3 protein-coding genes and 1 pseudogene are annotated in these 20416 nt (G+C 37.3%); 1 reads left to right on the top strand and 3 read right to left on the bottom strand.

The genetic code is table 11. From position 1 onward, the window contains the following. Together ACP6PL_RS05855 and ACP6PL_RS05850 are read right to left on the bottom strand one after the other, a co-directional pair. Positions 1 to 4615 (bottom strand): annotated as a pseudogene (locus ACP6PL_RS05855) (hypothetical protein); the annotation flags it as partial. A 614-nt stretch (positions 4616 to 5229) separates the two neighbouring features. After that, positions 5230 to 11280: a phytase gene (locus ACP6PL_RS05850; RefSeq protein ID WP_426543503.1), complete on the bottom strand. Its 6051-nt coding sequence runs from the start codon at positions 11278 to 11280 to the stop codon at positions 5230 to 5232. Positions 11281 to 12094: 814 nt separating this feature from the next. Here ACP6PL_RS05850 and ACP6PL_RS05845 point away from each other — a divergent pair. Then, entirely contained in the window at positions 12095 to 17194 is a 5100-nt protein-coding gene (locus tag ACP6PL_RS05845) for an nSTAND1 domain-containing NTPase (protein WP_426543501.1), read from the top strand. A 264-nt stretch (positions 17195 to 17458) separates the two neighbouring features. On the opposite strand, the gene ACP6PL_RS05840 is transcribed toward ACP6PL_RS05845, so the two are convergent. Continuing rightward, positions 17459 to 20173: a CHAT domain-containing protein gene (locus tag ACP6PL_RS05840; protein ID WP_426543499.1), complete on the bottom strand. Its 2715-nt coding sequence runs from the start codon at positions 20171 to 20173 to the stop codon at positions 17459 to 17461. Positions 20174 to 20416: the final 243 nt, after the last annotated feature.

The raw sequence follows: 20416 nt of genomic DNA, 5'->3' as shown, positions 1-20416 counted from the left end.
CGATATTAACAACTACGGCGTTGGGGGAGTTATCGTAGCTGACTGTATCAATGTCATCGCCACCATCTATTTCGTCGTTGCCTTGTTCTCCCTGGAGAATGTCGTTACCAGTTTCGCCGTTAAGGTTGTCATTCCCTGCACCACCTTTAACATTATCTGCACCTGCGCCAGCGGTGACAATATTGGCGTTATTGTCTCCTGTAATATTATCGTTGAAATTTGAACCAACTACATTTTCGATATTAAATATTTGGTCAGTGTTACCAAAGCCATCGGTGGCCTTGTTGTTAAAAAGGTTTACTTCTACTGGATTTGGATCGCGACGATAGCTGACGGCATCGTTGCCAACTCCACCGTCTAAATTATCATTACCTGCATTGCCTATCACAACGTCGTTGCCTTTTGAAGCGTCGATTTGGTTATCTTTTTCGTTGCCAATGAGAACATCGTCTGATTCTGAACCAATAATATTTTCGATATTTCCTGAAACATCAATAATTTGCTCAATGACTGTATTTGTTGCCTCATCATAGGTTGTTCTGACAGCAGTAAAGTTAAAACTATCCTCTGTACCAAAGCCATCTTGAGCTGTGGCAGCGTCAATATTAAAATTCCCTTCTAAGTCATCTATTGCACTTGAGTTTTGATAACTTTGTGTTTCATCAATATTGACAACGACTGCATCGGGAGAGCTTTCATAACTGACAACATCAACATCTTCACCACCACTAATTTTATCGTTACCCGCTTCTCCCTTGAGAATATCGTTACCAGGATCTCCTAAGATTTCATCATCACCTGTACCACCGTTTAATTCATCTTCTCCTGTACCTCCACTAATATTGTCGTTACCACCACGACCATAAACTTGGTCATCACCTTCATCACCGAGGATAATATCGTTGCCAGCTTGGAAATCATTGCTGTCTCCATAAAGCTCATCATTATCTGTACCACCAGCTATAAAATCGTTTCCTGCACCGCCATCAATATTATCTATCCCTGCTTTGCCATAAAGTTCATCATCCCCTTCACCACCAGAAACATTATCGTTACCCTCTCCAGCGTTAATAAAATCTTGACCACTACCACCAGAGAGATTATCGTTTCCAGCGCGACCTAATATTCTGTCATCTCCACTATCTCCGTTGATGACATCATCACCGTCTCCGCCAGATAACACATCATCACCGTTTCCACCAGAAAACTCTACAGATATGGCAATATTTTCAACATCAATATTGTCATCAAATTCACCACCGTTAGCCTGAATATTATTGACTCCAGCGTAATTTTGAGAATAGCCAATAGCATTAACTGTTATCGTGTCATTGTTTGGATTTCCTGAACCTTTGAGAATAAATGTCTCACCATTGTCAGTGGTATCAATAAATAACCGTAATTCCGCCCGTGGCCCCATATTTAATTCTAGAGTTCCACCACCAAAGCTTTCGGGACCTTCGTTTGCTAATATGGGATGTTGTTGGGGACAGGTTTCAATACCAAATTCGGCTAGGGTTGTTCTGGCAAATTCTCCTTCCCATTCTTTACCAAAGGGAGGCCAGCCAACTCGAGCGTAATATCCGAGAAACGCATCTAATTGACCACCAATATCAAATAAGCAACCTGGGTGGGAGTCAAAAATAGCTTTGAATTCAGACCCACGAATTTTACCGTCACTTATTCCTAAATCATCACCAGATTCTCCTAAGTCTTCCAAATCAACACCAATAGTTGCTTCAATCCCACCGTTAACTTCTGCTTTGGCAATAACAACATCTATACCTACTCCTGCTTTGAGTAGACCACTAACTTCTAATTCTGGTAAATCTTCTGCACCGTTTCGATTATCACTAAAGAAAAAGCCATCAAAAATTTTCTCTATTTCATCAGATTCATATCCAGTGTCAGCCCACTGTTTTATTCCTTCAGAATCATATCCAAATCCTAGATTTAGTTTGGCTCCAATTTCACCTCCAAAAGATACAACAATTGGACCAACAATAGGAAACGAACCTTCTATACCAAAGGAGAAATCAAAGTCGGGAAGTTGAAATGTAAAAAAGTCTACATTTTGTCCAGTCAATAATCCAATTGCTGAAGTGGGATTATCTAAAATTGGGAATGAAAGAAATTTATCAATGGAGTCTTTGTTACTGAAGAAATCTTTTTGAGCTTGAAAGTTACTAGAACTTCCAGGATTTTTTTCTAGAAATGCGTTGAATTCTTCTTCTAATTCTGCTAGAGATTTATCAGGCGCTGAAAGGTTTGCATTTACAATAGGAGTACCGGAAGTTATATCAAAGTCACCTAGACTAACATTACCAATATTAATTCCTACTTCGCCTGCATCTTTATTAGCTATACCAGATAATACATCAATAAAGTTAATAGCATCTAATGCCAAAGTGACATTTTTAATAGTTGGGTCACTGGAAAACTGATTAGCTAAACCGAGTAGGTTATTGTCAGGGCCTCCTAAATTTAATTCCTCTAAAATTACTATTGGTTTTCTGAGAAAATCTGTGGCTGTTTTAATAGGTTTAGTAATTACTTGAATTGGTTCAACAATTGGTCTGACAAAATCGCTGAGAAACGAACCTAAAAATATATTTGTTTCATCAAAACTAACTTGAGGAATGGCATTATTTTCAGCAAAATCCCAACTAATATTTAAATCTGTACCAACTTTTGGTAGTGCTGCTGAGTCGCCAAGTTTTGAGAGGAGATTTAATTTTATATCGGCAGAAGCATTAGGTTCAGTATTAATATTAAATAGAGTTCCGCCTATTTCAGATAATGTTAATTTACCGTCTGAATTTGGGTCTGTTACATCTACAGAATAATCCGCATTTAGATTAGTTCCTTTGTCTGTAACATCAATTAGTAAAAATCCCATTTCACCTTGTGCTTCTAAACCTGGTAGGGAAGCATCCAAACCAATACCTAATTCTTTATTTGCAGAAGTATCTAGGAATAACCCATCATCTGATGTATAACCAAAACCTAAATTAAAGTCAATTCCTAAATCTACTTTTGCTTTTCCATCAGTTGTTAATCCTAACCCTGGCAAACCAATGTCAGAAGCTAAGGAAGTTTCTAAAGATTTCTCTTGATAAAAATCAATATTAAAAGTGAAACCATTGGCAATATTACCAATATTAATGTCTTGTCCTAATAAGTCTTCTAGCCCTTCTTCAATTAATTGTTTTGGTTGTTCTAATACGTTGTTTAATAGCCCTGCTAATGGGTCAACTAATTTGATTTCTAGTTCTGAGAGAATATCTTCTAGCAAATTTTCTCCAGCTACACCTAGTTGATTAATTCCATCTTCTATCGCATCTTGAAGTACCTCTGTAATTTCTTCTCCATTGGATAAATTTAGTATCGCATTCAGAATATTTTGAGGAATAAATTCTGGGATTTCTTCAATATTATCTATACTAGGAATTACATCACGAAAAGCTTCTCGAATTATATTCAGGGGTTCATCCAAAACTTCAGCCAATAAACCACTAAACTGACTTCGTAATTCTTGGCTAAATTCAGTTATTGCTATTTCTAATACTTCATTAACTGTGGGAATTTCTCCTTTAAATATTTCCGGATCTAAAGATATTAAAGCTTCTGAAATAGCTGTCTCTAGTGCATCAGAAACAGTTTTGTCGCTATTAATTTCAGACTGAAATTTAGCAATTATTTGGTCTGCAACTGATGTAGGAATGGCTGTAATATCTATCCCTGATTTCAGCACATCAAGTTGATCTAGTGCATCAAACAGAACTTGTTTTACCTGTTCTGAAGACAAATTTACTAAGTCTTCTAACTGTTCTAATTGGGCTAAAATATCGTTGTTGAGGTCATTAAGAAATTTGGCTGCTTGGTCTGTAGATTTTTGCAGTTCGTCCCCCAGTAGAGGCAATTTTGTAAATATTTGACTGTCAATTGCTGCTTGAATAACTGTTAAATATTCTTTTAAACCACTGGTTACTCCTTCTACTACTGTTTTAGCATCTTCAAGACCATTAAGAATATCAGTTATTGCCCCACTAACTTTGTTGAGAAGTTCGTTTACATTCTGTTCAATTTGGATTTGCTGTCCATCTATATTAATAAGTGCAATATCATCTTCTGTTTTTAATGTCTGAAGTTCTTCATTGCTTAACTCTATTCCTTGCACTAAGGTAGAAAAAATTTTACCCTCATCCCCATCAGCGTCATCCCTGTTAATTTCATAATCAACAAAATGCCCAACTTCTTCTGATAACAGATTGGCGATCGCCTCCCCATTTCCCACATTCTGACTAATATATTCTGCTGCTAAATAAATAGTATTATTAGCTCCTGCAAAAGCACCATTCGCACCATTAATCTCTGCTGCGGAGCGAATATCAATCTTGGGCAACCATTCTAAATTTTCTACTTTCCACTCCCCTCGCAAATCTTCTGCTTTTTCTCTGTCAAATTCATTGCCAAAAGCAACTTCAAATATTGGTAATAAACTGCCATCTGTGGCGATCGCTCTCAAGCTTTCTTCTAAGCTTAATAATCCTGAATTCAAAGCAGATATTTCAGACTCATCTAAAAGCTGAGTCCCTATTATTATATTATTCATGTTATTCTCCTTAGCCCTGCACGCAGAGCCACTAGTTCTAAGGAGTCAACCTGGTTATTTATTTAGTACCGAATACAATTGATTACTAAACTACTAGCCTATGCTAAATCATCTCACCTAAAATTCGGTACTTCTTTAGGTGGCTCCCTGGTTTTTAATGACAAATGTTATTTTTAGATTAGCATTATTTATCCGTATTGTTACTATTATTATGTTAATTATTATTAATAAGTTCTGGTTTTTTTTGCTAGAAAATGTTGCTTTTTGTAAAAAGCTAAGTATTTTTACAGATATCCATATTTATTAATTAATGTTTAGTTGTCGTCCATTAAAAATTTCTTAAAAATATTTAGTATTAAATATGATTTGTAGTAATAGAAATTCAGTAAAAAGGAACATCATTAAAATTATAGTTGCAAATGATGAAAGATGGAATCGTGCAAATTTCTAGCCTGGTAATTGTATTGATAAGGCTAAATTCCTGGGTACATATCAAAATCATATCATATCGGTAAATGTTGCAATAGTAGGGGCGGGTTCTAGTTGAAAGTTCAATGCTCAACCTAAGATTAGATAAACCCGCCCTAATGCACAAAATTCACTGTGCCAGTATACTATCCTCTGATAATAAAGTCATCAACTTCAAGCAATACTTGATTGCTTAAAGTTGCAAACTGACGACCATCACCAAAACCATTACCACTACCATTAGAATTGTAGAATAACTGACCGCTGTTTGTGTTGTAGACAATTACAGCATCAGAAATTGCAGCATCAATATTATTAGTGACAGTGGCAAAATCTGCTGCTATATCGTTAATCGCTGTAAATGTAGTTCTATCCAAAACAATTTTATCTTGACCAACAACAAAATCAGTAATTTCGTCAATACCAACATTATTAGAATTAAATTCTTGATTTGCAGCAAAGATGAAATTATCAATACCTACTCCACCAGTGAGGGTGTCACTTCCCGCACCACCATTAAGGCGATCGCTACCCGCACCACCATTAAGGCGATCGTTCCCTGCACCACCATTCATTTCGTCGTCGTCATTTTCACCAAAGAGGAAGTCATTTCCCGAACCACCATCTAAAGTATCATCACCATTTTGTCCAAAGAGCAGGTCATTACCGTCATCGCCTACGATATTGTCATTACCATTATTACCTTCTAAGGTATCCGCACCCTCGAAGCCAAAAATATTATCGTTACCAGTACCACCTATAATATTATCTGCTTCGGAACCACCTTCGAGGGACCTATCTTCATCAATAGGTGCAGCTATATCGTCAATAAGGATGACATCCATTTGGTTCTGAGGATCGACAATATAGTTGTCTGTTTCCACCAAATTAAAGGATGTAATTTCATCACCTTCAGGATCGTCATCAGGAATAGTTGTCCAAGTAACAGTAGCTGTAGTTGCCCCTGGGTTAATTGTAATAGCAGATCGGGCGAGTTCATTCCCTACTGGATCGAGAGATTCTAAGTTAGAAGCATTGCTTAATTGAGGAGGAAATTCGATATCGCCAAAAGCATTATCAGAATCAGTTTCTGACCAAACGACCCGTAAACCTTCTGGTGGGGCAACTTTATTTAGATTGAAAGTTAAGGTGTATTGGTCTTGGTTTTCACTAATAATTTCCGGTTCAATGTTAATTCCTACTGTTGGTAAACTAATGATGGGATTAACTACAAATGCACTTACTACCTGTATTTCACGGTTAATAATTGCTTCTGGATTGGTTAATAACTCCTCCTCTGTATAGGGTTCTACACCATAAGTAACAACGCGCAACTGTTGGGTATTAGGATCGATTTCAAATTCTGTCCAACCAAAGGTCTGAGTTGCAATGTAGTCACCTTGAATTAGAGTGGCATCAATTTCACCATCTGCTATTGCTAAGTTATCGTTCAGCCCAATAGGATCGTAACCAAGGGGGGATATTTGTGCATTGATGAGTTCTTTGAGAAAATCATCTCGATCATCAACTTCACTGTCGCCATCGTTGGCAACTGGTAAAATCTCGTACAAAGCTTGTTGTTCTGGACTCAAAGCATTGACTGCTATAGCTGACTCAATTACACTTGGACCAAATGGAGGGTCAAATGCAACTGAACCAGTAGTTATTTCAAAAGCATTGGTAGCAATTTGTTCTCCACCAAACCCTTCTTGATAAGTTAAGTTGTTAACGATAGTGCCGTGGATATCTGCTGCCACAAAGACGACGTTATCAATATTATTATCATCAATAAATTTGAGAACTTCTGTCCGTTCGGCAGCATAACCTTCAAAGCGATCGGATGCAGCACCAATTCCTAAATTTTGAATTGGTTCGGGCACCATGACAAATTTCCAGGTAATGCCATCATTCTCTGCTTGAAGTAAGTCATTTTTCAGGTCTTGTAATTGCGGTTCTCCTAACATTGTGCGGTTAGGATCAAAAGAAGCTGCTAGGAATGCTCCTATTTCTTCTGGTGTTCCTCCAGCAGCTGGTAGTCCTTGGTCTCGGAAGGAACGAGCATCTAATACTATGTTGGCAGCATCGTTGCCATAGGTATTAAAGCGATATAATTTTCGTTCATTTGTAGTGCGCTCTTCTCCTGTATTTCCATAAAATTCATCTCGCAAAGGATTGAATTCTTGGAATGCTTGCAAACCATTTTCATAGAGTTGAGTATCGTTAATTAAACCTGTTGTTTGTGAAAAGCGAGCATCGGAATTTGCCGGGGCACCGCCAGAGAAGTTGTCAATAACTTCATTGTCGCCGATCGTGGCCAAAATTGATGTGGTTGCCCGGAGGTCTTCCCAAGTATTTTCGCCGAAGCGATCGCCATATACTTCCTGATATTTAGCTTGAAATTCTGCTAAAGTTTCTGCTTGTGGTTCTGGTACTGCTGGCGAAGGAATATCGGCATGGACTGTATTCCCATTTAAAACGAAGAAATCTAAATCTGCTTGATCGGCATTGGCAATAGCAGGATAGGGAGCAAGTTCGCCTCGCCAGTCTCCTGCTACTCCAAATTTTAACCCATTTTGAGTGCCTAATGCTGCTGCAGTTTCAAATTCTCCTATTTCTGTTGAACCTGCTGGATCGGTGACTCGATAATAATATTCCGTACCAGGATTTAAGTTTGTGATTTCGACTTTAGTTGGAACATTTGTCTGGTTGGCATTAACTGTGCGAATAATGTTACTAAAGTCGGAATTTGTAGCTACTTCAAATGTTATTTGTCCGGAGGAATTACTATTTGCCCATAACACTGTTGAAGTTTGGGTAGTATCGCCACTGGCAATGCCATTAATTAAACTGTTTGAAATTTGCCGAGGATTATAACTGAAACGATCAATTTCTAGAGGTTCTTGAAAGGCATTAGCAACATTTTCCCAAGGGACAAATTTAAAGTTAGTATTGAAGTTTTGAATTTCTCCATCTTCTGGGTCTTGCTGAATTACTTCTGGTTCATTTGAACCGTCTTGAACTACTAATAAACCGTTAGGAAAATTGTTACCTAAAGAAACATTAATTACATCAGCACCATCAGATTCTTCGGCTCCATCAATATTAGCAAAATCTCCTATAAAGAAGTTACCAATAAATTCATTATCTCCTTCCCGTTCATAAACAGCAAAAGTATTATCTCCCTGACTAGAAGCTAATAAATAACCATTACCATTATCAGCATAATAAATAGTTAAACCTTCTACGTCAGCTTGAATATTTTCACCAACTTCATCAACTAAAATTAGTTCGCTACTACCATCAACTGCTGCATCAAATTTCAAAATTCCAAAGTTTTCTTGACCAGCATAAACAACACCTAATTCTCGATCTACAACCATTCCTTCTACTTGCGCATCTTCCAGTTCTTGACCTTCTGGAATAGGTACAGTTACAACACGTCCTAAAAATGCACCTACTGTTCCATCGGTATTAGGTATTAACTCTATCTGAGCAATTTGATTCCCATCTCGCTGACTGACAAAAGCGTAAGCTTGTCCAGTATTAGGGTCAGTATAAGTTGCTAATCCATAAGCAGTTTGTTCCCCATCATCTATACCAAAAATTGAGGTTGCAGGGTTGCTAAGATTAGGAGAAGTAATATTAATAAGTTGACGAGTTTGAGGGTCAATTCTCCAAATTGCTAAAGTATCATTTGCTCGGTCAGTTGCTACTACTAAATCGACTGTTCCACCTCCTATTTGGAAGTCATAAACAATATCTACATTGTTGTAGCGAACATCCCCTGGAATTGCTGGAGAAATTGTTTGTAAAGGTTGACCGTTTAGATCGTAAACTGCTAAACCAGCATCTTTTAATGTGGTAATAACTAAACTTTGGTCTGGGTTATTTGGATCTACATAAATTGCCGGATCGTCTGCATCAGCACCAGTTTCAGTTCTGATTAAATTTGGGGTTTCATTTGTAGGGTTAACAACAGGAATAGTATCAATATCTAGGGAGAAACCTAAGAATTGAGTTCTTTGAGTATCGTTAAAATTATTATCGCTAACTACCACTAAAGATTGAGACCCATCTGGCAAAACAGGTCCGAATGCTATACCCTCAGAATTATCTAAAGTAATGCCTAATTCGGCAAAATCCAGTAATAGTCGTTTTTCTGCTACAGCATCAACATCAAATAATTCTCCATCGGGGTCACTGGGATTAATTAAACTGTTAAACCCTTGGATATTTGTTGTATTTTGTAATTGCACTTCATAGAGGCGAATATTATTACCAACTCCTGAAGCAAAAGACCTTTCTAAAGCTAATAAAGTGTCACTATTATCTAAGGCAAGTAATTCAACTAAACCATTATCAGCAAAACCATCTTCTTCTAATGGAGCTTCAGGAATAGGGTCAACAAAATAGAGAAATTCTTTAACAGCTTCCCCACTTAGTAAATCATATTTAATAATCCGAGAAGTACCCTCATTTTCCAGAGTAGAAATTTCACCATCTTGCACTAAAGAATTTTCAGTTGCCGTGTAGAGAAAACGTTCGTTAGGACTAATTGTTAAACTGTCAAAAGCGAGATTATTTCTGATACCTTGAGTTCCATCTGCATTAGGTAAAAATTTATCTGGAATTGCTAACTCATTTAATTGTTCTCCTGCCAGAGAAAACTCATTAACAAATGGAGCAATACCATTATTAACATTTCCTCCTGAAGAGATAAATAAATTTTCACTATTAAAAGCAATTCCTTCTGGATCGATACTATTTTGTGGGAATAGTACACCATCCTCATTGAATAGAGTAGTCAAATTTGTAAATGCAACATCTCCATCATCAAGACTACCGTCACTTAAATCAATATCAACATTATAAAAACGGGCAGCATTATTTTGACTCCCATCATCAGAAAGAGCATAATAAATTCTTGAATTTTTGTCGTAACTAATACCAGAAAGACCCCCTACTTCTGTACCTGCAAAATTAAATCCAGTTGGAAATTCTACATCACCAATAAATTCAATATTAGTTACAGTTTGACGACTTTCACCAGTAATATCTGCCCAAACTAAACGATGGTCTGAACTAGGAAAAGGAAAGTCTCCTACTAATGGAAATAAAGGGTCATTTTCTGTCGGCCAAAAAACAGCAGTCTCAACTATTTCTCGATCTATTGAAGGTAAAACATAATCAACTCGTAAATTTCCAGAATTACCTGGTTCATCATTAAAATCTGCTGTATCAAAAGCAGGGTTGCCTAACTGATTTGCACTTTCTCCACCTTGACGGTTTGTGGCATCAACTCCCCCTAAACTCCCAGGAGTTATTGAAGTATTTACCAGAGGATTTTCTAATAATTGATTAATGGCATTATTGAAACTATCTCCATCAACTGGATCGGCATTTTGATCTCCCATAATTACAAAAGAATTACCAGGATTTAAACCTCCAATAGTACCTGCATCATCATAAATATAATCTCCTGCTCCAGGAATAATATAATCTGACCAAAATCGAATTTCATCGTGATTTCTTCTACCATTTCTATCTTCATCCCCATCAAAAACTGGAGGAGTAGGATGACTCGCTAAAACATGAATTATTTCTCCATTAACATTAATAGGGACATCCCAATGACTTTTAGAAGAAAGAGGAAATACTCCTAATTCTGGTTGTGAATAGAAATCATTAGGTTCAGGTGTATCAAAATTATCTGGTAATAATGCCCCTGGCATATCTCGCCAAAGAAAGTTTCGGAAAGTTCTTATTCCCTCTTCTACAATAGGGTATTTTGAATATAAAACCATTCCAAATTGACCGGGAAAATTACCAAAACCAAGGGCATCATTTCCATAACCATCTACACCTGGAGTTGTCACTATTTCCCCATTATTATCTAGGTCAAAACCAGAAGCAATTCCTGTATTTGAAGGAGCAAAATAAACGAATGGATATTCTACAGGATCTATTCCATTTTGACTTATTTCTAAATAGTTATCTCGGAATAAATCGGCGGCTATTCCTTGTGTATCAAAGTCAAATTCATTAACTAATAAAACATCAGGATTGACTCTTTGAATAATTTCTGCTACGCTTTGCGCTTGTTCGTTTTCTGTTGTGGAAAGGTCTTGAATTAATTGACCTGCTTCGTTGCGGTTGAGAGATGCGTTGAAGGTGGCAAAGCGGACTTGATTTGGCATAAATTAGGAACCCTTTAATTACTTACAGTCATAACCGTAATACCAATTTAATATGAAGTTGCACAGAATAAAAAATAATCATAATTAACTGTAAATAAAAACAGATAAATGCAAAAATTTCTAATTCTTTGCAACCTCACATAAAAATGGTGTCAAGTTATTTTATAGTTTCTAGGTTAAGTTCTGCCTATGTTTATGTTAAGTTTTGTTACTTGTAGAGTGTCAAAAGATTTAAGTCTAATAGTGGACTGTTTTGCCTGATATTTTATACCTCCTTTGGGAGGGGCTACGCTATTGGATAATTAGCTATAATCAAATTTTTGTTTGTAAGCTCCTTAAATACTTATCTTATTCCTAGTGGTGTGACACATCTAAAATGAAATATTTATTGCTACTATTGTCAGGCGATCGCCTGGTGGAAGTATTAGTATGACAGATTCAAAAGAAGTTAGTCATCAATTTAGACAAGATACTCTTCAAAGCTACTAAGTTATTGAAATTACTCAAAGTATTATTAATTCGGGAATGATAATAGCTGAAACTTATAGTTTCATGGGTTATGATACAATTTAGTTAAGAGCAGGTTGTGTTGTTAATTCCATCTGTTTAGCTAATAGTTTACCTGCTATTACTTTTGTTTCAGTCGATAATGAACTAAATTTAGCTGTTTTAAACGAGGGATTATTGATATAAATTCATCATAATTATCTATATTAATTTGTTTAAAAGTATAGTAAATAATTAATAACTATGAATAGAGAAGCATTTCAGTTATCAGTTATCAGTCCCAACCATTAGTAAATAATCAATAATTATGAATAGAGAAGCATTAGTCGTTGGCATTAATTCCTACCCATTTCTCAAAAAAAAGAAGCCTGGAGATTTAAACCTCAAAGCTCCTGTAAAAGATGCTGAAGCTATCGCCGAAATGTTAGAAAAATACGGCAAGTTTCATGTACAACGTTTACCTAAAACTTATAACGAAGAAGGTCAAGCTAGATTTGTTCCTAATGGTCTTGTCAAAGTTAATGACCTAGAAAAAAGGATTATTAATTTATTTAATCCTCCATCAAAAAATGAAGTTCCTGATGTGGCTTTACTCTTTTTTGCCGGACATGGTTATTTGAAAGAAAAAGGAGGAATTCAAGAAGGATTTTTAGCTACCAGTGATGCTCAAATCAAAAATGAGAAATATGGTATTTCTTTAAATTGGTTAAAACAATTATTAAAAAATAGTCCAGTCAAAACACAAATAGTTTGGTTAGACTGTTGTTTTAGCGGAGAATTTTTGAACTTTCAAGAGGCAGATCCTGGTACGGGAAAACAAGTAAGTCGTTGTTTTATTACTGCTGCTCGTTCCTTTGAAACAAGTGTGGAACAAATAGATGGAGAACAAGGTGTTTTTACGGCTAGATTACTCAAAGGTTTAAATCCAGAAAATTCTGTAGATGGTTGGGTAACTAACTATATATTGGCAGATTCTATTAAAAAGAATATGCTCAATACTGCTCAAGCTCCTGTATTTCATAATTCAGGAAATGCAATTATTTTAACTACTAATACTCCGACTCAACCTATAGATGAACGCTGGAAAAATACTCCTCCTTATCGTGCTTTATCTTATTTCACAGAAAAGGAAGAAGATGCAGTATTTTTTCATGGCAGAACTAGATTAACAGATGAATTAATAGACCGAATCAGAACTAATAATTTTGTGGCAATATTAGGAGCCTCGGGTAGTGGAAAATCATCCTTATTAAGAGCAGGTTTGTTATATCAACTGAAGCGGGGGCAGAAAACATCGGGAAGTGACAGGTGGCAATATCTAGATCCTTTTACTCCCACTTCAACTCCTCTGGAAAATCTGCAACAGGCAATTAATATAGAAGAGGAAAAACCAGAGAATTTAAGCGAAAAATTAATCGACTTTATCCAGTCAGCAGAAGCCGAAAGAGTCATCATGGTAATCGACCAATTTGAAGAATCTTTTACCCTCTGTGAAACTCACAAAAAACGACAGAAATTTTTTGATTGCTTCTTGGCAGCAATAGGAAATAAAGCCATTCAAAATAATTTTTGCTTAATCTTAGGAATGCGGGCAGACTTTCTCGACCAATGTTCAAAATATCCAGGGTTAGCAACTCAAATTAAAGACAATCAATTCTTAGTAACTCCTTTAGAAAAAGAGGAAATAGAAGAGGCAATAAAAAAACCAGCCGAATTAGTAGGGATGGGAGTAGAACCAGGATTAGTTGCCCAAATGACGGAAGACTTTTTGCGTAACCCAGGTAGTTTACCTCTGCTGCAATATACTCTAGATGTACTGTGGAAAGATGCGACTCAAGGAGAAGACAAAACTAAATATTTAACTCTAGCAACTTATAGAAAGTTAGGTGGAATAAAAGGTACTTTAACTAAAAGAGCTAATGAAGTATTTGAGAGTCTGAGTAAAGAAGAAAAGTTAGTTGCAAAGCGGATATTTTTAGAATTAGTACAGCCTGGGGAACAGCAACTAAATTCAGAAAAAGTAACAGATACTCGCAGACGAGTCATATTAGAAAAATTGCCTAATGAAAAACATACTTTAGAGCTGTTGTCAGAAGTAACTGATAAATTAGCCGACCAAAATAATCGGTTAATTACAAAAGATAAGTCAGAGGCAGGAACATTATTAGATATTATTCACGAAGATTTAATTAGAAGTTGGGAAAAACTGAGAAATTGGGTAGAAGAATATCAAGAAGCTTTGCCATTGGAAAGGAAAATAGAAGAAGATGCTGCCGAGTGGAAAAAACATGATAAAAAAGATGATTGGTTATGGCGAGAAGGACAGTTAATAAAAGCAGAAGAATATGTGACCAAGTATGGAGATATGGCTTTATTGGATGGGGTTGGTTATGAGTTTGTGAGAGCAAGTCAGGATTTGCAAAAGCGCTTAGAAGTTGGAGAGAAAGAACGGAAAAAAAGGGAATTTGAACAAGAGCAAAAAGCCAGGAAGTTAGCTCAAAGACGGAATCAAATTTTGGGTATTTTTTCCTTTTTGATGACTGGGTTATTTGTCTATGGTTTGGTTCAGCAAAGGATAGCTAAACACAATAGTGAAATATTCTTTGCCCGTCAGTTAGCAGCAGAAGCAGAGACTTCCAGAACTTATAACCGTTACGATACAAGTGTTCTGTTAGGACTCCAGTCAATAGCCAAAGTTCAACAATTTAAACAATTGCGAGACTCTTGGTGGGAGAAAGTTGTCAGGAAATTCTTCGGCGATCAGTTTTTAGATATCCCCCAAAAAGCAGCCGATGGAGCTATCCGCAATGGACTAACTAAACTACCAGATCATCTGCATACCCTACTACACCAGGATGGGGTAAATGCAGTAGCCTTGAGCCCCGACGGTAAAACCATTGCCACTGCAAGTAATGATAAAACTGCCCGCCTTTGGGATGCTGACACCGGGCAAGAACTCTCTACCCTCAACCACCAGGATAGGGTAAGAGCAGTAGCCTTTAGCCCCGATGGCCAAACAATTGCCACTGCAAGTGATGACAAAACCGCCCGCCTCTGGGATGCTACCACTGGCAAAGAAATTGCTACCCTACTCCACCAAGACTGGGTAAATGCAGTAGCTTTTAGCCCGGACGGCCAAACAATTGCCACTGCAAGTGATGACAAAACAGCTCGTCTCTGGGATGCTACTACTGGCAAAGAACTCGCTACCCTACTCCACGAGGACCAGGTATGGGCAGTAGCCTTTAGCCCCGACAGCAAAACGATTGCCACTGCAAGTGATGACAAAACCGCCCGCCTCTGGGATGCTGAAACCGGCAAAGAAGTCACTACCCTACTCCATCAAGATAGGGTAAGAGCAGTAGCCTTTAGCCCGGACGGCCAAACCATTGCCACTGCAAGTTTTGACAAAACCGCCCGTCTTTGGGATGCTAACACCGGCAAAGAACTGGCTACCCTACTTCACCAGGACTGGGTAATAGCAGTAGCCTTTAGCCCCGACAGCAAAACCATTGCCACTGCAAGTTATGACAAAACCGCCCGCCTCTGGGATGCTGACACTGGCCAAGAAATTGCTACCCTACCTCACCAGGACTCGGTATATGCAGTAGCCTTTAGCCCCGACAGCAAAACCATTGCTACTACAAGTGTAATTACCGCCCGCCTCTGGGATGCTGACACTGGCGAAAACATTGTTACTCTCAACCACCAGTCCGATGTCTGGTCAGTAATTTTTAGCCCGGACGGCAAAACAATTGCCACTGCAAGTGATGACAAAACTGCCCGCCTCTGGAATGCTGACACTAGCCCAGAACTCCCTACCCTACTCCACCAGTCCAATGTCTGGTCAGTAGCCTTTAGCCCGGACGGCCAAACCATTGCTACTGCAAGTGATGACAAAACAGCCCGCCTCTGGAATACTGACACTGGACAAGAACTGGCTACCCTACTCCACCAGGACTGGGTAAATGCAGTATCCTTTAGTCCGGACGGCCAAACGATTGCCACTGCAAGTGATGACAAAACAGCTCGCCTCTGGGATGCTACAACTGGGCAAGAACTGGCTACCTTACTCCACCAGGACTTGGTAAAAGCAGTAGCTTTTAGCCCGGACGGCCAAACAATTGCCACTGCAAGTTCTGATAATACTACCCGCCTCTGGGATGCCGACACCAGCCAAAAAGTCGATACCCTACTCCACCAGGACAGTCTAAATGCAGTAGCTTTTAGCCCCGACAGCAAAACAATTGCCACTGCAAGTGATGACAATACAGCCCGTCTTTGGGATGCCGACACCGGTCAAGTGCTCACTACCATAGTCCACCAGGACAGGGTATGGGCAGTAGCCTTTAGCCCGGACGGCCAAACCATTGCTACTGCAAGTTCTGACAATACCGCCCGCCTGTGGGATACCGACACCGGCCAAGCCCTCGCTACCTTACTTCACCAGGACGTTGTAAGAGCAGTAGCATTCAGCCCCGACGGCAAAACGATTGCTACTGCAAGTCTCGACAATACCGCCCGCCTCCATTGGGTAATGACAAAAGATTTAATTGCAGAAGCTTGTAGTCGTCTTAGTCGGAATTTAACAGCAGAGGAGTGGCAGCAGTATATGAACAGTAGCTTAGATCAATATCAGAAAACTTGTGATCAACTTCCTGTTGATAATAGTGTGATTGCAGAAGCTAAAAATCTAGTAAAAAGAGGAGACAAACAGGAAATCCAAAAGGTTATTTCTATCTTGAAACGCACCAAAGAATTAGATGCGGAAATTGACCTCGATCCTGATACAAAAGCTAAAGAAATAGACCCGGAAATTGTGGCGAAAAAGTTTGTTGCTTTTGGCAAAGTAGAAAAGGGGAAAATAGAGGCAAAAGCGGGAAAAATAGAGTCAGCAATTTCTATCTTTAAAAAAGCCCAGGAATTATCACCAGAAATTGATCTCGATCCTGATACAAAAGCTAAAGAAATAGACCCGGAAATTGTGGCGAATAAATTTGCTGCTCCTGGCAAAGTAGAAGAGGGAATTTTTTTGGCAAAAGAGGGAAAAATAGAAGAGGCAATTAGTCTTTATGATGAAGCACAAAAATTAGATTTAGATGTAGAAATAGATGCTTATGATTGGGGAGTATTATGTAAGTTTGGCAGCTTAAATAATCAGGCTCAAAATGTGATATTTGCCTGTGAAAAAGCATTAGAGTTAAGTCCTAATGATGATGAAATTCGGAGTTATAGAGGTATAGCAAAAGCATTAACTGGGGATTATCAGGGAGCGATTGATGAGTTTCAAGTATTCGTAGATTTGATGAAAGATGAGGAGGAAAAGGTAAAAGTTGAAGGTTGGATAGAGAATTTGAAAAAAGGGGAAAACCCGATTACGTCCGAGGTATTGGAGGAGTTGAAATAGAAGTCAGAAGTTTTGATAGGGGAGCCGTCGGATTGGCGACGTACAGAAGTCAGAAGTTCGGTAGGGTATGTTAGACAGGATTAATTATTTGCTATTAAAGGTGTTTAACAATCCATCATAATGCACCGTTTTTAATTAACCAGCTATCATAATTATGGTGCGTTAAATTTCATTAAAATGCACTCTACTAAAATGTTTCTGACTCCTCCTTCGTTATTTATAAACCGGACATGATATTACATTTCATTCTGGACTATACCTCCGTCAAAAACCATTGCCAATTAAAATAAATGGTGCCCAGTAATAAGGATGATTATACTCACTATTAATCATTGCAATTTGTGCCTTTTGTACAGCTCTAACCTTGTTTATCCCACCTTTTAAAGCTGTATAAAAATCATTCATAAATTCAGAAGTAGCCTGGTCATCTACTCGCCATAAAGTTGCTAAACTTGCTGCTGCACCAGCAGCTTGCATTTGATAACCAAAACCCAGAATTTCTGAACCATCTCCTAGCTGTTTTCCTTTACCAGTTTCGCAAGCGCTTAAAACCACTAATTCTACACCATTCAAATTCCACTTTTCTACTTCTCTTAAGCTAGCGAGTTCCCCATCTCCATATAATATAAAAGAATCTTCTGGACTACCACTAACAAAAGCAGAATGAGTGGCAAAATGTATTAAATTATGGCTAGCCATCTTTAACTCCATAAATTGTTTAGTAAAATCATCTCCTAATAATTTCTTGGTTTGAGGAAACGTACTAGCTAACTTTTCTACCTCTACTCCCGCAAAAGGCAAACCTTCAAACTCAAACTGTTTGTTGCCAATTGCAAAGTTATAATTTCCTTCAGTTAAAGCACCCGCCAAAATTCGGAGATTTCTATTTCTCCTAGGAGTTAAATCCATAATACTTGCAGCAGTAATATTATTAATTTTAAACCTCTCTGTCAGCCATTTTTCTCCATCATATAAAGCTGCTAAAGGAATATAACGAAGTTTGCCATCTGGTGCATAAATAATAGTCTTAATTCTACCGATTTTCAGGTCATTTTCTATTGGTTTTATCAACCAATTATAAAGTTTTAATCCGGCTTTCACAACTCTAGAATCAGAGATATCATCAACTTCTTTTCTATCAATTAATCCTACTCTAAATGCAAAAAGCACTCGCTCAAATTCTTTCTGATTAACTAAAACAGTACGATGAATTGGAGGAGAATTAGGAGTAACTAAGATTAATTCCAGACGATCTTCTAAAATTAACGGATATAAGACTACTGCATTTTCTTTTTTATGTTCCTTTAGTTCAGACTGTAACAAAACTAACATCTCAGGCGTAAGTCTTTGACTCTTAGCTTTCTTCTTTATTTCTGACCTAATTTCTGTTACTTCCTCACTACTAATAAAATCGTGAATAGTGACTAATTTTTCTAATGAAATATTCTGATTTTGCTTGTCAGTTTTACCGATTTCATCTAAAAAATGAGTATGTTTTTCTCGGAAAAGATTTTCCTGTTTTAGCATAATAACTTCATTAGATTTATCATCATCAGGTTTGATACCTCCCATATACTCAAATACTTCTTGTACTTTCAACAAATCGAGAATCTGCTGTGATTCTATAGCTCGTTTTTCTTCCAGCAATAAGTTAGCTAAAGCGCGATATATTTCAGTAATAGTGCCGTCTACATAAGACTTTTGCTCCTCTACTGGTAAAACCTGTAAATCTTTGCGGATTTTTTCTGTAATATTAATTGATTGTTTATAAAATATTATTGCCAATTCCGGTTGATTCTTTTTTTCTAATAATTTTCCTATATCAGCAAGACTAATTCTTTCCCCATTCTGGTTTCCAAGTTGTCGGTCAAGAATTAAAGTATGAGTCAAAAATTCTAGAGATTCAGAATGTTTACCAGACTCTCGATGCACTAGACCAATATTATGAATAGTTGTTGATTTACCTTCCTTATCACCTAACTCTTCCCTTATGGTTAATGCTTGTTGATGATATTCTAATGCTTGGGAATATTTTTCCTGTTCTCGATAAATTACACCTATATTATCTAGAGTTGTTGCTATATTCAGACGGTCTTGATTTTCTTCGTAAATTTCTAAAGCTTGTTGATAAAATTTTAAAGCCTTAGAAAACTCTTCTAAGTAGCGATAAACTGCTCCAATATAAGTTAAAAATGTCGCTTTATTTGGCGGATCATTCTGTAAAACTTTCCGATAAAAATCTATAGCTTGCTGATAGCGACCTAACCTTGAATTAACTAAACCAAGATTACTTAAAATTTCAGTAAAATTGACATTCTCTTTTTCCTTTTTAGCCATTTCTAAAGCTTCTTCATAAAACTCTATAGCTTTAGGATATTTACCTTGGCGATCATAGATAACACCTATTTCATTTAAAGTGCTACTAATAGCAGCAGTATCCTCTAGTTGTCTACTTATTTTCAGTGCTTTATTTAATGATGCTAATGCTTGGGGATATTGACTGAGATGATAATAAACTGTACCAATACTATGTAGGGTAGCAGCAATTTGTTCCCGGAGCGGAACGGATGTTCTATCTGTATCGCCTAACTGTTGACGAATTTCCAAAGCTTGCTGATAATTTTCTAAAGCTTTCTCATACTGCTCCAGTTGCTGATAAATGCTAGCTATACTGTATAGGGTGATGCTGATATTAAGGCGATCGCCCTTTTGAGTATGAATGTCTAGGAGTTGCTGCCAAGTTTGTAAGGCAGTTTCTAATTCTCCATTTTCAAGTTGTTGTTTAGCTTGATCATCAAGTTGCTGTGCTTGAGTTTGTAAATTTTCTTGGGTAAGGTGATCGCTATATTTTTTAGTCTCTTGTGCAACTGCTTTTGAATATGTCTGAACTTTCTCTAGTTTCTCTATTACTAGAGATGGAGGTAAAATCAAGAAAAATACAGTACCAATAATTAATCTAAAACATTTCCAATTTATCATTTTCTAGCAAATTCATAAAATTTTACTATATACATTAACTTATTAGGAGCTGATTAAATCTAAAAGCCTTTATATGTAAATTCTTTATTAATTCGGTATAAAAAATGTTCCATCTCAGTTCCATCTGAGCACCATTACTAAATCTTTCTTTTACTCCCCACTCCCCACCCTCTTTAATCTAATTACCAAATTATTAATTATTAATTGTTAATTAAATAATTGTGGTTTAAAGCCTCCCCTTGG

It is taken from the genome of Dapis purpurea BLCC-M126, assembly GCF_050015975.1.
GTDB lineage: Bacteria > Cyanobacteriota > Cyanobacteriia > Cyanobacteriales > Microcoleaceae > Trichodesmium.
Note: the sequence above shows the minus strand (reverse complement) of the source record. Positions and strands in the feature narration are given on the sequence as shown.